Here is a 17,103-nt window from a genome sequence, read left to right as displayed (position 1 = left end):
ACGGTTCGGCAAGAATTGGCGCGTAAAACAAACCGCGAAAGGCGGGGCAACGAGTAGATGTTTCAGGTTAGGCGGCGTAGGTCGACGATCACTTCGGCCCTTATCATTTTTGAGTTGATCTATCATTCGGTGGTGCACTCCATCCGATCTTCGCACGGCAATGCGATCATGTCACTTGTCACCAATCTGATGCAAATGGCCGTTATGGTGCTTGCGTTTTATATTATGTTTTCGCTCTTGGGGCTGCGCGGTGCGGCTCTTCGGGGCGACTTTCTCGTTTACATTATGACAGGTATCTTCCTTTACATGACTCACGTGAAGGCTGTGGGCGCCGTGTCTGGCGCCTCTGGGCCGTCTTCCCCGATGATGCTGCACGCCCCGATGAATACGATTGTCGCAATCGCCTCCTCGGCCCTGTCTTCGCTTTACCTTCAAATCCTCTCGGCCTTCGTCATTCTTTTTGGATACTACATGGCCGTTCAGACCTTCACGATTGACCGCCCCATCGCAGCAATGGGAATGCTCCTCTTGGCGTGGTTTACAGGTTGCGCTGTCGGGATGGTGCTTCTCGCGATCAAGCCGTGGTTTCCCGGGTTTGTGGCCACATTCACCCTGATTTATCAGCGCGCCAATATGATCGCGTCAGGCAAGATGTTCGTCGCCAATACCTTGCCAGGCTATATGCTTGCGATGTTTGATTGGAACCCGCTTTTTCATATCATTGATCAGTCTCGCGGCTTTGCCTTTATCAATTACAATCCGCGTTACACCCATTGGGAATATGCTTTTTTGGTGGGCTTGGTCCTGATTATGGTGGGCCTTATGGGCGAGTTTTATACCCGCCGCCACGCCAGCCTGTCTTGGAGTGCACGCCGATGATCCGCTGTCTTGCGCTTGTGTTCCTCGTCTTTGCCTCAGTGGCTGATGCCCAAGAGCTGCCCGCGCTTTATGATGTCTATGATGTTGCGGCCAATGATGTGCTCAATGTCCGCGCCGAGCCAACAAGCGCATCTGCGATCATTGGCGTCCTGACGCCTGATGCACAAAATGTGGAAGTGGTGCGCACTCACAAAGGCTGGGCGCTTCTCAATGTTGGAGAGCAAGCTGGCTGGGCCTCCATGCGCTATCTTACACTGTCCGCCAACCAACTGGAAGGAGGGCTGCCGGAGAGCTGTTATGGAACCGAGCCGTTCTGGTCGCTTTCACATGGAGCTTATTTGTTTTTTGACGGTTTGGGCGAAGGGACAATTCGCTACAAGATTGTAGAGCAAGGCGTGTCTGCAAATTGGAACACCCACTCTTTTATCAAGGCAACGAGCCAGACAAACAGTGTGACAGCAATCATTCGGCCAGCGGCTTGCAACGATGGTATGAGCGACAGACAGTTTGGTTTTTCGGTGGATGTTTTAGCAAACATCAATGGCCGCACGACGCTTTTGACGGGCTGCTGCTCGATCAGGTAACAACCCGCATCGTCACATTGATCCGCCCGCCCTCTGGCAGAAGCGTGCTTGACCCAAAGCGGATTTTGTCGACGCCGTGATGTGCCAGCCGCGCAGCGCCACCAAGCACAAGCACATCTCCCGAGCGAAGCCACTGAGAGGCCGTTTTGCCGCCGCGCGTCTCACCGCCAATGCGAAACAGGCCCTCGTCGCCAAGGCTCACAGAGACAACAGGCTGGCCAAAGTCGGCCTCGTCCTTGTCCTGATGCAGCCCCATCCGCGCGCCCTCGCCATAAAAGTTGATCAATGCACATTCAGGCGCGCGCGCTTCAGGCACCACCGCGCGCCAGAGCGCGAGCAAACTTTCCGGTATCGCGGGCCAAGCCGCCCCGCGCGGGTGGCGCGCCTCATATCGGTAGCCGCGCCTGTCGGTGATCCAGCCAAATCTGCCCGCCGCCGTCATCCTGACGCTCATTTTCTGCCCCCGTGGCGTTTCGGGCGCATAAAGCGGCGCCGCGCGGGCGATTTGGCGAATGTCCTCCAAAAGCCCCTCTTGCGCACTCCGAGTCAGCGCTTCGCTATAGAATTTCGCCCCGTTCAGGTCGATCTTATGAGCCAGATTTACCACGCTTCCACCTTTCTGGGCTAAAAGCACCTAAATTTGCCGATTCTTCTCTGTCTCGGCGCTTGCAGGGGCATTTTGTGCTCCTTATATACCCTCCGAAGCGTTTGATCAGGATCCTCCTGTTCAAGCTAACATATCGGGGGCAGATGCCGTAACGGGTCTGACCTCGCAACATCGCCTTAACGTAGAAGGGATCAAAAATGTCAAAAGTCATTGGTATTGACCTCGGCACCACAAACTCATGTATTGCGATCATGGACGGCTCTGCCGCCCGCGTGATCGAAAACTCCGAAGGCGCGCGCACAACGCCGTCGATCGTTGCTTTCACAGAAGACGAGCGCCTCGTTGGCCAGTCCGCCAAGCGTCAGGCTGTCACAAATCCTGAAAACACTGTTTTTGGCGTCAAGCGTCTCATCGGCCGCCGGTTTGATGACGCGGACCTCGCAAAAGACAAAAAGCATATGCCTTTCAATGTTGTGAATGGCGGCAATGGCGACGCGTGGATCGAAGCGCGCGGCGAGAAGTATTCGCCCAGCCAGATTTCTGCCTTTATCCTCGGCAAAATGAAAGAAACTGCTGAGAGCTATCTTGGCGAAGATGTGACCCAAGCGGTGATCACCGTTCCCGCATACTTCAACGATGCCCAGCGCCAGGCGACAAAAGACGCCGGCAAAATCGCGGGCCTCGAAGTCCTGCGCATCATCAACGAGCCAACAGCCGCCGCGCTGGCCTATGGTCTCGACAAAAAAGAAACCCAAACCATCGCGGTCTATGACCTCGGCGGCGGCACATTCGACGTGACCATCCTCGAAATCGACGATGGCCTCTTTGAAGTTAAGTCCACCAACGGCGACACATTCCTCGGCGGTGAAGACTTTGACATGCGCATCGTTGCATACCTTGCGGACCAGTTCCAAAAGGAAAACGGCGTTGATCTGACCAAAGACAAAATGGCCCTCCAGCGTCTCAAAGAAGCTGCTGAAAAAGCCAAAATCGAGCTGTCCAGCTCGTCACAAACCGAGATCAACCAGCCCTTTATCTCCATGGGCAAAGACGGCTCGCCGCTGCACATGGTTATGAAGCTGACACGTGCCAAGCTTGAAAGCCTCGTCTCTGACCTGATCAAAAACTCGCTGAAGCCTTGCGCCGCAGCGCTCAAAGATGCGGGCCTCTCCACAAGCGATATCGACGAAGTCGTCCTCGTGGGTGGTATGACGCGTATGCCGAAAGTCATTGAAGAAGTGACAAAATTCTTCGGCAAAGAGCCGCACAAAGGCGTGAACCCTGATGAAGTTGTTGCCATGGGCGCGGCCATTCAGGCGGGCGTTCTTCAGGGCGACGTCAAAGACGTTGTTCTGCTTGACGTAACGCCTCTCTCGCTCGGTATTGAAACACTCGGTGGCGTCTTCACCCGTCTGATCGACCGCAACACAACGATCCCGACGAAGAAGTCCCAGATCTTCTCAACAGCCGAAGACAACCAAAACGCCGTGACAATCCGCGTCTTCCAAGGCGAGCGTGAAATGGCATCCGACAACAAGATGCTTGGTCAGTTCAACCTTGAGAACATCCCGCCAGCGCCGCGTGGCCTGCCACAGATCGAAGTCACATTTGACATCGACGCCAACGGGATCGTCTCTGTTGGTGCGGCTGACAAAGGCACAGGCAAAGAGCAAAAAATCACCATCCAAGCCTCGGGCGGTCTTTCAGACGCCGACATCGAGAAAATGGTGAAAGACGCCGAAGAAAACGCCGAAGCCGATAAGGACCGTCGCGAGCTTGTGGAAGCGCGCAACCAAGCCGAGAGCCTGATCCACTCGACAGAAAAGTCTGTGGAAGAGCACTCTGACAAGGTTGATCCAACCACAGTCGAAGCGATCGAACTGTCGATCGCGGCTCTGCGCGATGACCTCGACAAAGAGGACATCACGGCAGACAAGCTCAAAGCTGGGATCCAGAACGTCACAGAATCAGCCATGAAGCTGGGCGAAGCGATCTATAAGGCACAGGCAGAGGCGGGCGACGATATGCCCAATGCTGCCGATGAGGGCGGAGCCGACGATGATATCGTCGACGCTGACTTCGAAGACCTTGGCGACGAAAAGCGCAGCTAAGCGCCTAAGGAAGATTGGCAGGGGCCGGTCCGCGCGCCGGATCGGCCTCGCTTGTTTCCAGAAAGGGTAGTGACCCATGGCAAAACGCGATTATTACGAGACGCTTGGCATCTCAAAAGGCGCCTCAGCCGACGAAATTAAAAAAGCCTATCGCACCAAAGCGAAAGAGCTTCACCCCGACCGCAACACAGACAACCCCGACTCTGAAGCCAAGTTCAAAGAGGCGGGTGAGGCTTATGAGGTCTTGAAGGATGCCGATAAAAAGGCCGCCTACGACCGTTACGGCCACGCTGCCTTTGAAGGCGGCATGGGCGGCGGGCGTCCTGGCGGTGGTATGGGTGGTGGACAGGGCGACTTCTCCTCTGCTTTCTCCGATGTGTTCGATGATCTCTTCGGCGATTTTATGGGCGGCCAACGCGGCGGCGGACGTCAGCGCGCTTCACGTGGGGCTGACTTGCGCTACAATCTGCGTGTCTCCCTTGAAGACGCATTCTCTGGTCTGCAAAAAACCATCAATGTTCCAACCTCTGTCGCCTGCGACGGTTGTAGCGGAACAGGCGCAGAAGGCGGGGCCGAGCCAACGACGTGCCCGACCTGTTCAGGCATGGGCAAGGTCCGCGCACAGCAGGGCTTCTTCACAGTCGAGCGCACTTGCCCGACGTGCTCGGGCCTCGGCCAGACCATCAAAAACCCCTGTGGGAAATGCCACGGCCAAGGCCGCGTTCAAAAAGACCGCTCCCTTGCCGTTAATATTCCTGCGGGTGTCGAGACAGGCACGCGCATTCGCCTCGCAGGCGAAGGCGAAGCAGGGATGCGCGGTGGCCCAACGGGTGATCTTTATATTTTCATAGAGGTCGAAGCGCATAAAATCTTTGAGCGTGAAGGGGTCAATCTCTTCTGTCGTGTTCCTGTGAGCATGGCCGCCGCCGCGCTCGGCGGTGACATCGAAGTGCCGACAATCGACGGTGGCCGCTCGCGTGTCAAAATTCCTTCAGGCTCCCAGTCTGGTCGGCAGATGCGTCTGCGCGCCAAGGGTATGCCCGCCCTGCGGGGCGGTGGCTCGGGCGATATGTTCATCGAGCTGGCGGTCGAAACGCCGGTTAATCTGACGAGCAAGCAAAAAGAGCTGCTCAAGGAGTTTGAAGAGCTTTCCGAAGACAATAACCCCGAGAGCAAGAGCTTCTTTAAGTCGGTTAAAGGTTTCTGGGACTCGATGAAGGGTTAAACCCCGACTCACTTCAACAGCAGGGGCGCGCCTACAGGTGCGCCCTTATTTTTTGGTTAATGAGAACCGCGCGCAGCCTTAACACCTGCTGTTTTTCGGGATGTTGAGCGGGCGGTGCACGCATGGTGCACGCAGTGTGCACGCTTTTCACCCCCCTATTTTTCCAAAATCGAATCGTTAACCTTTGCAAAATTAACCACTTATTCACCCTGCTCAGGCAGGCTTTCGTCATGTCTAAGCGTAACCAGTTTTCCGAAGCCAGCTTGCCGTTGTTTGCCTGTGATGAGGTCGCAATTTCTCCTGCGATTCCAAAGGGTAAGCTGCCTTCTTATATCGCGGATCACCGCCAGCGCCTGCGCGCCCGTTTCCTGTCGGGTGGGGCGGAGGCGATGCCCGATTACGAGCTTTTGGAGCTTCTCCTTTTTCGCGCCATTCCCCGCCGCGACGTAAAGCCCCTCGCACGGCTTCTCCTTGAGAAATTCAATGATTTCAATGGCATAATATCCGCTCCCGCCGAGCGGTTGCTTGAAGTCAACGGTGTTGGCGAGGCGGTGATTTGTGAGCTGAAAATCGTTTTGGCCAGCGCCCAACGCCTCGCCCGCTCCCGTATCCTCCAGCGCCCCGTTGTGTCCAGCTGGGACGCCCTTATCGACTACTGTCACACCGCCATGGCCCACCGCGACACAGAGCAATTCCGCGTGCTTTTTCTAGACCGAAAAAACACCCTCATCGCCGATGAAGAACAAGCCTCAGGGACGGTCGATCATGTCCCTGTTTACCCCCGCGAGGTCGTCAAGCGTGCGCTTGAGTTGAATGCCAGTGCATTGATTTTAGTGCATAATCATCCCTCGGGTGATCCGACGCCTTCTCCAGAAGATATTTCAATGACTGCCCAGATTGAGCGCGCGGCACAGGCTCTTGGCCTCACGTTGCATGACCATCTCATCATCGGCAAATCGACCGAATTGAGCTTCCGTGCTTCAGGCCTTCTCTAGCGGATCCAAACTTCGACACGGCGGTTGACTTGCCGTCCCCACTCCGTGTCATCACAGGCCATAGGCATCGCCTCGCCGTAAGCCTGAACGCTGATATCAAGCTGTGTGAAATCAGCCGTTTCAGCAGCTTTTTGCACAGCATTTTTTACAACCTCCGCCCGCCGCTTGGAAATTTCCAGATTGCCGTCTGCGGCACCCTCACCATCGCTAAAGCCAATAAAAACGAGGCTTTTTCCGTCATATATTCCAGCTTCAACTGCGCCAGCAAGCTGCTCCACATTCGAGCGGGATTGCGCATCAAGGCGCACGGACCCAGTTTCAAAACGAAACGAAGTGGTCAATCTGCGCATCTGTCGCAACTCGGCAATCATGTTGCGGGTCATTGAAAGGCTCATTTCATCGCCCGCGACTGAAATTGCATTTGCCAGACGGTCGCCCTGAAAATCAATCGGAATCTCTTCTGGCGCCTGATCGACAAACCCCGCCCGCCTGATCACAAACTGTGCAGCAGGGCTACGTGTGTAACTCAAAAAATCGCGTGCGATTTTGGGGAGGCGTCTGGCAGGAAGGTATAAAAACAAGGGGGTTGTCAGCGGGTAATCTTCTGTCTTCACATTGCGACGCGAGGGCCGCAAGGAGCGCCCACAGGGGCCAGTCAGGGTGAGAATTTTGGCATCTAATGTTGCCGAGCGCCCGACAAGCCCTATCCCGAACGGATCAATAGATACGCGTTTTGAGAGATCAAAATTATCAGTCGAAAACCGTGTTGTGCTGGCTGTCGCTTGGCTCTCCTGAAGCAGGAGCCGCTGCAAGGCCACAGCGCCTGCGCCTGTCTCAAGGTCTCTCAAATACGGGGTGATCGCGGCGTCCTGCGGACCGATGGTTTTCCAGTTGTTAATCTTTCCAGAATAAATCTCGGAAAGTTGCAAAACACTTATGTCTTCAACGGGATTTTGATTTGAAACAATCGCAACCAATGCATCAAGAGCCAAAACGCGTGCGCGCCCAAGGCGTGTCATGTCCCCCATCCCGGCTTCACGCGCAAGCTTGCGTTCCTGCGCCGTTATCTCGCGCGTCGACATCACAATATCGGTTTCGTCAGCCAGAAGGTCTGCAAAGCCCTCGCTGCTTGAATTTATATGAAAATAAAATCGAGCAAGCGTGGTGTTATCGGACTTTTGAAGAAGGGTAATGCTGAATTTTTCGTCGCTCTCTGTCGCCCGCTCGGTTTTGAGGCCGTTCTCGGCGGCGTAGGCCTCAATCAGAGCAGGCAATAAGAGATTTCCAATCTCGGGCGCTCCAGAAATATCGAGATCAGCCACAAACGATTTCAGATTCGGACAACCAGGCCCAACGCACTCGACGCCAGACCCATCAACCGTTAGCTCGCCATAATCCGTTTCAACCCGATAGAATTGACCATCAAAACCCAGAAGGTTGCCCACAATCTGCACTGATTTATCACGCGAGGTGAGTGTAACATCTTGAGCCTCAAGCGATTGTATGGAGCTAAAAACCAAAAGTGCAGCAGCAAAAGCTGCACGCTTAACATTTACCAAAAGAGCCTCTCAACCTAACCGTCAGTTGAAAGACACCTTCATGTCATTGACGAGCTTTTTCAACATCAGAAAGTCTCCAACGGCATCACAAGCCGGCATAGACATATCCAAAGTCTGAACCGCGATCTTTTCGCCACGGCTTGTTTGCAGAGTTTGTGCCTCAATGTCCTTATTGCAGTTGTCGGACGTAATCTCGATATCAACGCTCAGAGTAATGTCGCCCACTTCTTTCGCCATACCCGTTGGAAAGCTGTAAACTTCAGCAATGAGAGGGTTTTCAAGACTTGGGTTCCCTAACGCAATCATAAAGCCGCCATGCCCTGTTACCCCGTCAACAATATCGCCAGGGCGCTCGTTCCATATGTGCCGCGTCTCGCCATAATCTGCGCCAAATTCACGGGCATGAAGGCTGATTGAAAAATCGCCCTGCATTTGAACAACAGCTCGATCATATGTGTCGATGTCATCGACCGTGGCATTTGCGACGGCGCCTTCGCCTCCGGAAAAAGACGCAATAAAGATGGCCGCTTTACTCAAGGCGGGAACGGTGGTGCTCAATATTCCAGCGTTGTTGGTGACGTCTGAAAACATCATTCCATTGTGATGGATGACCACTCGCTCATTTGGAGCGCAGGGCGCAGACAGATCAAGATCGACAAGTGCAGCCGCTACAGGCGTGGCAGATAATGTGACTTTGCACGCCTCACTCGGTAACGGTTGTTTGGTGCCCTGAGAGACGCTTGAAGAACTGTTGAGAGAAGCCGTTGTCAGCGTCTCATCATTTGCGGCGGTCAATTCAATGTCTGATATCGCAACAGGCAAAGGCATGGCCTGCACATCTGCGGCGCTCGCACGATTAGGCGCAGACATGGTCTGCATAATCTGGCCTGTGATCAAGACTGTGGCAAACGTCGCGCCAGCAATTCCATATCTTTTGTAGTCGGGCATATCTGCCTCCGCCTTAAAGGTTCGGAGGCAGTTTCGTTAAAAACTTGGGCACACTTAGGGCAAAAGCGCGGAGTCATTCTGGCGTTTCTGTGGTTCTTTATACACGCCCATGACAGTGCTTGAATTTCTTGCCAGAGCCGCAAGGACACTCTTCGTTGCGACCAGGGTTGCCCCAAGTGCTTGGGTCATCCTCGACAAAGCCTTCTGACTTGGGCGTGAGTGGCTCCGCTGGGGCCGCGCTCATCTGTTCACGCTCTTGCATCATGGCAAGGGCCTGTTGCTGTTCTTCGTCTGACAGCGGCCTGACAAGGGCAAGCTGCTGAGTTACGTCTTCACGCAAGCTGTCGAGCATATTTTCAAAGAGCTGGAAGGCTTCGTTTTTATACTCGTTGAGCGGGTCGCGCTGCGCATATCCACGAAAGCTGACAACAGAACGCAGGTGTTCCAAGGTGAGCAAATGCTCGCGCCATTTCTTATCGATCGTTTGAAGCAAAACCTGCTTTTCGATCATACGCATTGTCTCTGGCCCAAAATGTGCGGCCTTGGATGCCATAAAGGTGTCACTGGCGTTTTCGAGCCGATCGGTGATCTCGTCGTCGTCGACGCCTTCTTCCGCCGCCCAGTCGATCACAGGCACATCAATGCCGAGCTTTTCAATGCAGGCGGCATATAGCCCCTCTGTGTCCCATTGGTCCGCGTAGGTTTTAGGTGGCATGAATTCATCAACCAAATCATCAATAACTTGATTGCGCATATCTTGGGTAATGGCTGAAAGGTCGGCGGCCTCCATGATATCGCGGCGCTGTTTGAAGATAACTTTGCGTTGTTCATTCATCACATCATCAAACTTGAGAAGCTGTTTGCGGATGTCAAAGTTGCGGCCTTCAACTTTTGCTTGAGCGCGCTCCAGAGATTTGTTGACCCATGGGTGAACAATTGCCTCGCCGTCCTTCATGCCGAGTGTTGAAAGGACTTTGTCCAGCCGCTCTGAGCCAAAAATGCGCATCAGGTCGTCTTCAAGGCTGAGATAGAAAGAAGAGCGCCCAGGGTCGCCCTGACGGCCAGAGCGGCCGCGGAGCTGGTTGTCGATTCGGCGGCTTTCGTGGCGCTCAGTGGCCAGAACAAAGAGACCGCCAGCCTCCTTAACCTTTTGCTCCCAGCCCTCGTGCTCAGCTTCAATTTTGGCTCGCACGTCCTCAATGTCCGCGTCGGGCGTTTCTGCAATCGCTTGCATGATCTTGAACTCGACATTGCCACCAAGTTTGATGTCTGTGCCGCGGCCGGCCATGTTTGTAGCGATTGTGACAGCGCCAAGCTTGCCTGCGTCCGCGACGATTTGAGCTTCCTGCTCATGCTGGCGCGCGTTCAGAACATTGTGCTTCACGCCTTCTTTTGTGAGCATTTCGCTGAGGAATTCGGATTTCTCAATCGAGGTTGTGCCCACAAGAATGGGTTGGCCTTTGGCGTTAGCTTCCTTGATCGTCTCTACGATAGCAGCAAATTTTTCTTGCGCTGTGCGGTAGACAGCATCGTCGTCATCGATCCGTGCAATGGGCTTGTTCGTTGGAACTTCAACAACACCAAGGCTATAGATTTCCATGAATTCTTCGGCTTCGGTCGTCGCAGTTCCCGTCATACCGGCAAGCTTGTCATAGAGGCGGAAGTAGTTTTGGAACGTCACCTGAGCCAGCGTTACGTTTTCTGGCTGAATATTGCAGCCTTCCTTGGCCTCAATCGCTTGATGTAGCCCCTCAGAAAGCCGGCGGCCAGCCATCATACGGCCCGTGAATTCGTCGATCAAAACAACATCACCGTTACGGACGATATAGTCTTTGTCTTTGGCGAAAAGCTTGTGCGCGCGAAGGCCTTGATTGACGTGATGCACGATTGTTGTGCTTTCGGGGTCGTAGAGGCTTTGACCTTCCTCCAGAACGCCGCGCTGAAGCAGGAGCTGTTCTAAAAATTCGTTGCCTTCATCTGAGAAGGTTACATTGCGTGTTTTTTCGTCAAGGCTGTAATGTTCCTCGGTCAACTCAGGAATCAGTTTATCGATCTGGATATAAAGTTCCGACCGGTCTTCAGACGGCCCCGAAATAATCAGTGGCGTGCGTGCCTCATCAATCAGGATAGAGTCAACTTCATCGACGATCGCAAAATGATGGACTTTTTGATTGATCTGTTTCAGCTCGGATTTCATGTTATCGCGCAGATAATCAAAGCCGAGCTCGTTGTTTGTCGCGTAAGTGATGTCTGACGCGTAGGCGGCTGACTTTTCATTTTCGGGCTGCTGTGGATAGATCACACCCGTTGTCATTCCGAGTGCGCTAAAGACGTTGCTCATCCATTCCGCATCACGGCGCGCGAGATAATCGTTTACTGTAACAACGTGCACGCCCTTGCCTGTGAGGGCGTTGAGGTATGCTGGGAAGGTAGCAACGAGCGTTTTGCCCTCACCCGTTTTCATTTCCGAGATATTGCCTTGGTGCAAGAAGATCCCGCCCATGAGCTGCACATCAAAGGCTCTCAGGCCCAAGGCCCGCTTGGCTGCTTCTCGGCAGTTGGCAAAAGCCTCAGGCAAAAGTGCATCAAGGCTTTCGCCCTCAGAGACGCGCGTTTTGAATTCGGACGTCTTAGCAATAATCTGCTCATCGCTCAGGGCTTCAAAGGCTGATTCAAGCGCATTGATCTGATCAATCAAAGGCCTTGTCGCCTTAACCTTGCGGTCGTTTGCCGTGCCAAAAACCTTTTTGGCGAGTGATCCAAGTCCAAGCATAATTAGTCCGATCCGCTCATTTTATCTCGTCGCAAGACATTTGCTTGCCCCGGTATTATGCGCGTCCTACAACGGCTTGGAACAGAAAGCGTGTCTTGGCCTTAAGGCGATGTAAGGGGCGGTTTTGGCAGTGTCAACGCCGAGCACGATACGCGAAGGAAACAAAGGGAATATGATGTCTAAACACTTCAAGATTATGTCACTGGTTTTGGCGGGCGCTTTTGCATCTGCTCCCGCTTTCGCGCAAGACACGACCCCAAATTCAAGCACAGTCGTTGCGACGGTCAACGGAACAGAGATTACCTTGGGCCATATGGCGATGGCGCGCAGCGGTCTTCCAGAGCAGTATCTACAGCTTCCTGACGATGTGCTTTTCAAAGCGATCTTGGATCAATTGGTAAACCAGACCATTCTTGCCGACCGTTTTGAAGGCGATGTGCCAGCCCCTGTTCAACGCCGCCTTGATAATGAGCGTCGCTCTCTTGTTGCTTCGACTGTTATTGAACAGATTGTTGAAGAAAAACTGACAGACGATGCGCTAAAAGCTGCCTATAGCGCGAAATATTCCGAAGCCACGCCTGACAAGGAATTCAAAGCGGCCCACATACTTGTGGAAACAGAAGAAGAAGCCAAAGCACTGATTGAAGAACTTGCCGTTGGCGCCGACTTCACCGAGCTTGCCAAAGAGCGCTCCACTGGCCCATCTGGGCCAAACGGGGGTGATCTGGGCTGGTTTAGCAAGGGTATGATGGTTCCTCCCTTTGAAGAAGCTGTGGCGGCCATGGAAGAGGGGGCTATTTCTGACCCAGTCCAGACGCAGTTTGGTTGGCACGTGATCAAGCTTAATGAAACAAGGCTCTCCGATCTTCCCCAATTTGAGGAGGTGAAAGCAGAACTCGAAAGCGAGCTGTTCAACACTGTAATTGAAGCTGAGGTGACGCGTCTAAAGAAGCTCGGGACTATAGAGCAAATCTCTGAAAACGATATAGATCCAGCCGTTTTGAAAGAAGACGCGCTGCTCACGGAGTAAAGGCTTATGGCAAAGATCACCAAGGTATCGCCTCTCGCACCTGCGCATTTTCCAGTGCTTCCCATTATTGAGGGTGTGAGCTTTGCAACGGCGGCAGCGGGTGTAAAATATGCCGGTCGCACCGATGTGATGCTTGCATCCTTGTGTGAGGGGACATCTATAGCTGGCGTTTACACGCGCTCTTCAACGCGGTCTGCTGCGGTGCTTGATTGCCAGGAGAAAACGGGTGGCGTAGCCAATGGCCGAGCTGCGATCATTGTAAACTCTGGAAATTCCAATGCTTTTACGGGTGCTGTTGGTGCAGAGTCTGTTCAGGCCATTACCTCTGCAGCCGCTGCTGTGCTTGATATGGACTCCAGCCGCGTTTTCACGTCTTCGACAGGTGTGATTGGTGAACGCTTGCCCCATGATAAGATCGTGTTTTCTTTAGAAGGGCTCAAGAGTAGCTTGTCAGAGGCTGGTATCGCCGATGCCGCGAAAGCCATTATGACGACGGACACTTTCCCAAAGGGAGCCAGTGCGAGCTATGAAGTGGGCGGAAAAACCGTCAAGATTGCGGGTATAGCCAAAGGATCGGGCATGATTGCGCCAGATATGGCAACCATGCTGGTTTATATCTTTACCGATGCAGCGGTGGATCAAGCTGACCTGCAAGCCGTATTGTCTGAGCTGACAGGCCCGACCTTTAATTCGATCACAGTTGACAGCGACACATCGACATCTGATACGCTTCTTTTGTGTGCCACTGGAAAAAGTGGCGCCTCTGTTGGGCGTGACGATACGCAGTTTCAGGAAGCGCTGCGCGACGTGATGCTCGATTTGGCGCATCAAGTTGTAAGAGATGGTGAGGGGGCTACGAAGTTTGTAGAAGTCTGCGTCACTGGCGCGCAAAGTGAACAAGACGCCCACACCCATGCTATGGCCATTGCCAATTCCCCTCTCGTAAAAACGGCAATAGCTGGAGAAGATCCAAATTGGGGTCGAATTGTTATGGCGATCGGGAAATCTGGCGCTTTTGCAGATAGAGACAAGCTGTCGATTTGGTTTGGTGACGTTCTTGTTGCCAAGGATGGTTGGGTTAACCCGAGCTACCGTGAAGAAGAAGCGGCGGCCGTGATGAAGAAACCTGAAATCAAGATCACCGTTGATTTGGGCCTCGGCCTTGCCAATCGGACTGTTTGGACCTGCGATCTCACACACGGCTATATTGAAATTAATGCGGATTACAGGTCATGAAGCTTGTTCTTGTGTCCGCCGTGGCTCTTTTTGACAAAGACAATCGTATTCTTTTGGCACAGCGGCCCGAAGGCAAGTCAATGGCTGGGCTTTGGGAGTTTCCTGGCGGGAAGATTGAGACTGGAGAAACGCCAGAAGATGCGCTTGTTCGTGAATTACACGAAGAATTGGGCATTGAAACATGGAACAGCTGTCTCGCACCACTCACCTTCGCGTCCCATAGCTACGATGATTTTCACCTGTTGATGCCTCTTTTTGCCTGTCGAAAATGGAACGGAATCGTGACCCCAAGAGAAGGTCAGGAGCTTTCCTGGGTCCATGTATCCAAGCTGAGAGACTATCCAATGCCAGCAGCAGACATCCCGTTGATCCCGATTTTGCGCGACTGGATGTGAATTAACACATACTTTTCTTATCTTTTGTGCGATTGTGGCTGTAATTGTTGGAAACAATACCCACGGAGAAAAGATGATGTGCACAATTTTTGTCGCAAGTGCCGTGTCGGTTCAAGGGCTTTTTGTAAAGACGCTACCAAACGGGCAGACAATTGTTCGCGTTGGACAAAAAGAATATTCAGGCACGCTCATTGCATCAGAGCGATATGAAAAAAGGCTGGCAGGATAACCTGCCAGCCTTTTATTTTTAGATCTCATATTTGATTAGTCGAGATTACGTTCGATTTCTTCGCGTTCAAAAATCTCGATCACATCACCAGCACGGATGTCGTCATAGGCTTCAAACGCCATACCACATTCCTGACCTGATTGGACTTCTGCCACTTCGTCTTTGAAGCGCTTGAGTGTCTTCAAGGTGCCCTCGTGAATAACAACGTTGTCACGAAGTAGGCGAACGCCCGCACTCCGACGTGCTACGCCTTCCGTCACAAGACAGCCAGCAACCTTGCCAACACCCGTTACTTTGAAGACTTCGCGGATTTCGGCATATCCGATGAACTTCTCACGAATTTCTGCAGACAAGAGGCCGCTGGCAGCCTGCTTAACGTCATCGACAAGATCGTAGATCACAGAATAATAGCGAATTTCGACGCCTTTTTGGTTTGCACTGTTACGCGCGGGCGCATTTGCCCGAACGTTAAAGCCAAACACCGGTGCGCCTGATGCCTCAGCAAGGCTGACATCGCTTTCGGTGATTGCGCCGACACCTGAGTGCAGAACGCGTACGCGGACCTCGTCGTTTCCGATTTTTTCCATTGCTTGCACAATGGCTTCTGCGGACCCCTGAACATCTGCTTTCATCACGATTGGCATTTCGGTGACATTTTTGTCATCTTTTGCCTTCGCCATAAGCTGTTCAAGCGTGGTTGCTGCCCCGGCGGCTGCGCGTTTTTCTTTGGCTGCACTTTCGCGATATTCGGCAATTTCGCGGGCTTGTGCCTCAGAGCTGACGACATTGAGAACATCACCCGCCTCTGGCGTGCCGTTGAGGCCGAGGACCTCTACAGGAACAGACGGGCCTGCCTCTTTAACGCGTTCGCCTTGGTCGTTGATGAGCGCTCGAACTTTACCATACTGCTCGCCAACAACGAAAATATCACCTTGGCGAAGCGTGCCTTTTTGCACAAGAACCGTCGCAACAGGGCCACGGCCAACATCAAGCTGAGCTTCAATCACAGCACCTTCGGCCGCACGATCGGGGTTGGCTTTGAGCTCAAGGATTTCTGCTTGGAGAGCAATCGCTTCAAGCAATTCATCAAGCCCTTGACCTGTGATTGCAGAAACTTCGACATCCTGAACGTCACCTGACATAGCCTCGACGACAACTTCATGCTGCAGAAGGTCTGTGCGCACTTTGGTTGGGTTTGCCGCTGGTTTGTCGATTTTGTTGATTGCAACAATCATGGGCACTTTAGCTGCTTTGGCATGATTGATTGCCTCGATCGTTTGAGGCATGACCGCATCATCTGCTGCAACAACAAGCACAACGATATCTGTGACCTGCGCACCGCGTGAGCGCATAGAGGTAAAGGCGGCGTGACCAGGTGTGTCCAGGAAGGACAATACAGCCCCGCTTGCCGTCGTAACCTGATAAGCACCGATGTGTTGGGTGATACCGCCGGCTTCTCCAGCAACAACTTTCGCGTCTCGGATCGCGTCGAGAAGCGATGTTTTGCCGTGATCAACGTGACCCATGATCGTAATAACGGGAGGACGTGATTTGAGATCTTCGGCGTTTTCTGGAACTTCCTTGATCACGTCTTCAACGTCAGCCGCTGAAACACGTGTCATCTTGTGGCCAAACTCTTCGATGATCAGCTCTGCGGTGTCTGCATCAATGGTTTGGTTCTGTGTTACCATCATCCCCATATTCATAAGGGCTTTAACAACATCAGCAACACGCTCTGCCATGCGGTTGGCGAGTTCGCTCACAACAATCGCTTCTGGAAGCTGAACTTCGCGTACGATTTTCTCGCGCTCTACATTTTGGCCCATTGCCTTTTGACGTGCGCGCTCTTGTTGACGTTTCATAGCCGCCATGGAGCGCTGACGACCGCCTTCACCCCCAGAGAGAGCTTGGTTAAGCGTCAGCTTCCCGCTGCGACGGCTTTCGTCGCCACGCGCTTTGGTTGCTTTGTTGCGATCGTCACGGTCGTTATTTTCAACTTTGCGGCGATCCGCCATAGGCTTGGCCGCGGTGCGGTTTGCGCCTGCGCCTGCGTCTGCATCAGGAGCAGGTGCGGCTGCCGCGCGCTTTGCGGCTTCTTCGGTTTCGCGAAGTTTACGGGCATCTTCTTCTGCCTTGGCGCGCGCACGCTCTTCGCGCTCTTTTTCTTCACGTTCTTTTTCTTCGGCTTCCGCGCGACGACGCATACGCTCTTCTTCGCGTTGCTTTTCCTCAGCTGCGCGCTGCTCTTCTTCGTCTGACTCGCGAGCCTTTGCAGCCTGAACAGCCTTCAGACGGCGTTCCATTTCTGCATCAGTGATACCGCCAGGGCGGTTGCTTGAAGCTGCGGATGATTTGTTACCACCAGTGCCTGCACCTGTTGCAGCGACATTGGGTTTGGGTACGACAACGCGTTTGCGCTTCGTTTCTACTACCACATTTTTGGTGCGGCCGTGGCTAAAGCTTTGCTTTACGTTGCCAGACCGCGGACCGCCGCGGAGACCAAGTGTCTTTTTGCCGTCGCTATCGCTCATT

13 protein-coding genes are annotated in these 17,103 nt (G+C 53.3%); 8 read left to right on the top strand and 5 right to left on the bottom strand.

Features of this window, described 5'->3' with window-relative positions; genetic code table 11:
* Positions 1-57: 57 nt before the first annotated feature.
* Together ACTF58_RS01440 and ACTF58_RS01435 are read left to right on the top strand one after the other, a co-directional pair.
* Positions 58-879 carry an ABC transporter permease gene (locus ACTF58_RS01440; protein WP_438990180.1) on the top strand — a complete coding sequence of 274 codons (822 nt, stop codon included), beginning with the start codon at positions 58-60 and terminating at the stop codon, positions 877-879.
* Positions 876-1,463 (top strand): SH3 domain-containing protein, encoded by a 588-nt coding sequence (locus ACTF58_RS01435; protein WP_438990179.1) that lies wholly within the window; start codon positions 876-878, stop codon positions 1,461-1,463. The genes ACTF58_RS01440 and ACTF58_RS01435 overlap by 4 nt, the downstream gene beginning before the upstream one ends.
* Here ACTF58_RS01435 and ACTF58_RS01430 read toward each other — a convergent pair.
* Positions 1,456-2,061: an alpha-ketoglutarate-dependent dioxygenase AlkB family protein gene (locus ACTF58_RS01430; RefSeq protein WP_438990365.1), complete on the bottom strand. Its 606-nt coding sequence runs from the start codon at positions 2,059-2,061 to the stop codon at positions 1,456-1,458. The genes ACTF58_RS01435 and ACTF58_RS01430 overlap by 8 nt on opposite strands.
* Positions 2,062-2,267: 206 nt before the next feature.
* On the opposite strand from ACTF58_RS01430, the gene dnaK reads away from it, so the two are divergent.
* The 3 genes from dnaK (at position 2,268) to radC (ending at position 6,401) form a co-directional block, all read left to right on the top strand.
* Positions 2,268-4,181, top strand: coding sequence for a molecular chaperone DnaK (dnaK, locus tag ACTF58_RS01425; RefSeq protein ID WP_438990178.1), 1,914 nt, complete (start codon positions 2,268-2,270; stop codon positions 4,179-4,181).
* A gap of 76 nt (positions 4,182-4,257) precedes the next feature.
* The gene (gene dnaJ / locus ACTF58_RS01420) at positions 4,258-5,406 is read left to right on the top strand and encodes a molecular chaperone DnaJ (protein WP_438990177.1); all 1,149 of its coding nucleotides are present in this window, start codon (positions 4,258-4,260) and stop codon (positions 5,404-5,406) included.
* Between the two features lie 230 nt (positions 5,407-5,636).
* Positions 5,637-6,401, top strand: a complete 765-nt coding sequence (gene radC / locus ACTF58_RS01415; protein ID WP_438990176.1) for a RadC family protein — start codon at positions 5,637-5,639, stop codon at positions 6,399-6,401.
* On the opposite strand, the gene ACTF58_RS01410 is transcribed toward radC, so the two are convergent.
* The 3 genes from ACTF58_RS01410 to secA all read right to left on the bottom strand — a co-directional run bounded on the left by ACTF58_RS01410 (position 6,398) and on the right by secA (position 11,681).
* Positions 6,398-7,960, bottom strand: coding sequence for a substrate-binding domain-containing protein (locus ACTF58_RS01410; protein ID WP_438990175.1), 1,563 nt, complete (start codon positions 7,958-7,960; stop codon positions 6,398-6,400). The two genes, radC and ACTF58_RS01410, sit on opposite strands and share 4 nt — an antisense overlap.
* Before the next feature lie 21 nt (positions 7,961-7,981).
* Positions 7,982-8,908, bottom strand: a complete 927-nt coding sequence (locus ACTF58_RS01405; protein WP_438990174.1) for a hypothetical protein — start codon at positions 8,906-8,908, stop codon at positions 7,982-7,984.
* Between the two features lie 97 nt (positions 8,909-9,005).
* A complete protein-coding gene (secA, locus tag ACTF58_RS01400) occupies positions 9,006-11,681 on the bottom strand; it encodes a preprotein translocase subunit SecA (protein WP_438990173.1) in 2,676 nt (891 codons plus the stop codon).
* Positions 11,682-11,994: 313 nt separating this feature from the next.
* Between secA and ACTF58_RS01395 the strand changes: the two genes are divergently transcribed.
* Genes ACTF58_RS01395 through mutT form a run of 3 tightly spaced genes read left to right on the top strand, consistent with a single transcriptional unit; the run spans position 11,995 to position 14,342 of the window.
* Complete coding sequence (locus ACTF58_RS01395) at positions 11,995-12,711, top strand: peptidylprolyl isomerase (protein WP_438990172.1); 717 nt, start codon at positions 11,995-11,997, stop codon at positions 12,709-12,711.
* Between the two features lie 6 nt (positions 12,712-12,717).
* Positions 12,718-13,947, top strand: coding sequence for a bifunctional glutamate N-acetyltransferase/amino-acid acetyltransferase ArgJ (gene argJ / locus ACTF58_RS01390; RefSeq protein WP_438990171.1), 1,230 nt, complete (start codon positions 12,718-12,720; stop codon positions 13,945-13,947).
* Positions 13,944-14,342: an 8-oxo-dGTP diphosphatase MutT gene (gene mutT / locus ACTF58_RS01385; protein ID WP_438990170.1), complete on the top strand. Its 399-nt coding sequence runs from the start codon at positions 13,944-13,946 to the stop codon at positions 14,340-14,342. Before argJ ends, mutT begins: the two co-directional genes overlap by 4 nt.
* Positions 14,343-14,606: 264 nt before the next feature.
* Here mutT and infB read toward each other — a convergent pair whose 3' ends face one another.
* Positions 14,607-17,102: a translation initiation factor IF-2 gene (infB, locus tag ACTF58_RS01380; protein ID WP_438990169.1), complete on the bottom strand. Its 2,496-nt coding sequence runs from the start codon at positions 17,100-17,102 to the stop codon at positions 14,607-14,609.
* Between the last annotated feature and the right edge of the window lies 1 nt (position 17,103).

It is taken from the genome of Lentibacter sp. (genome assembly GCF_965657785.1).
Taxonomy (GTDB): Bacteria; Pseudomonadota; Alphaproteobacteria; order Rhodobacterales; family Rhodobacteraceae; genus Lentibacter.
Note: the sequence above shows the minus strand (reverse complement) of the source record. Positions and strands in the feature narration are given on the sequence as shown.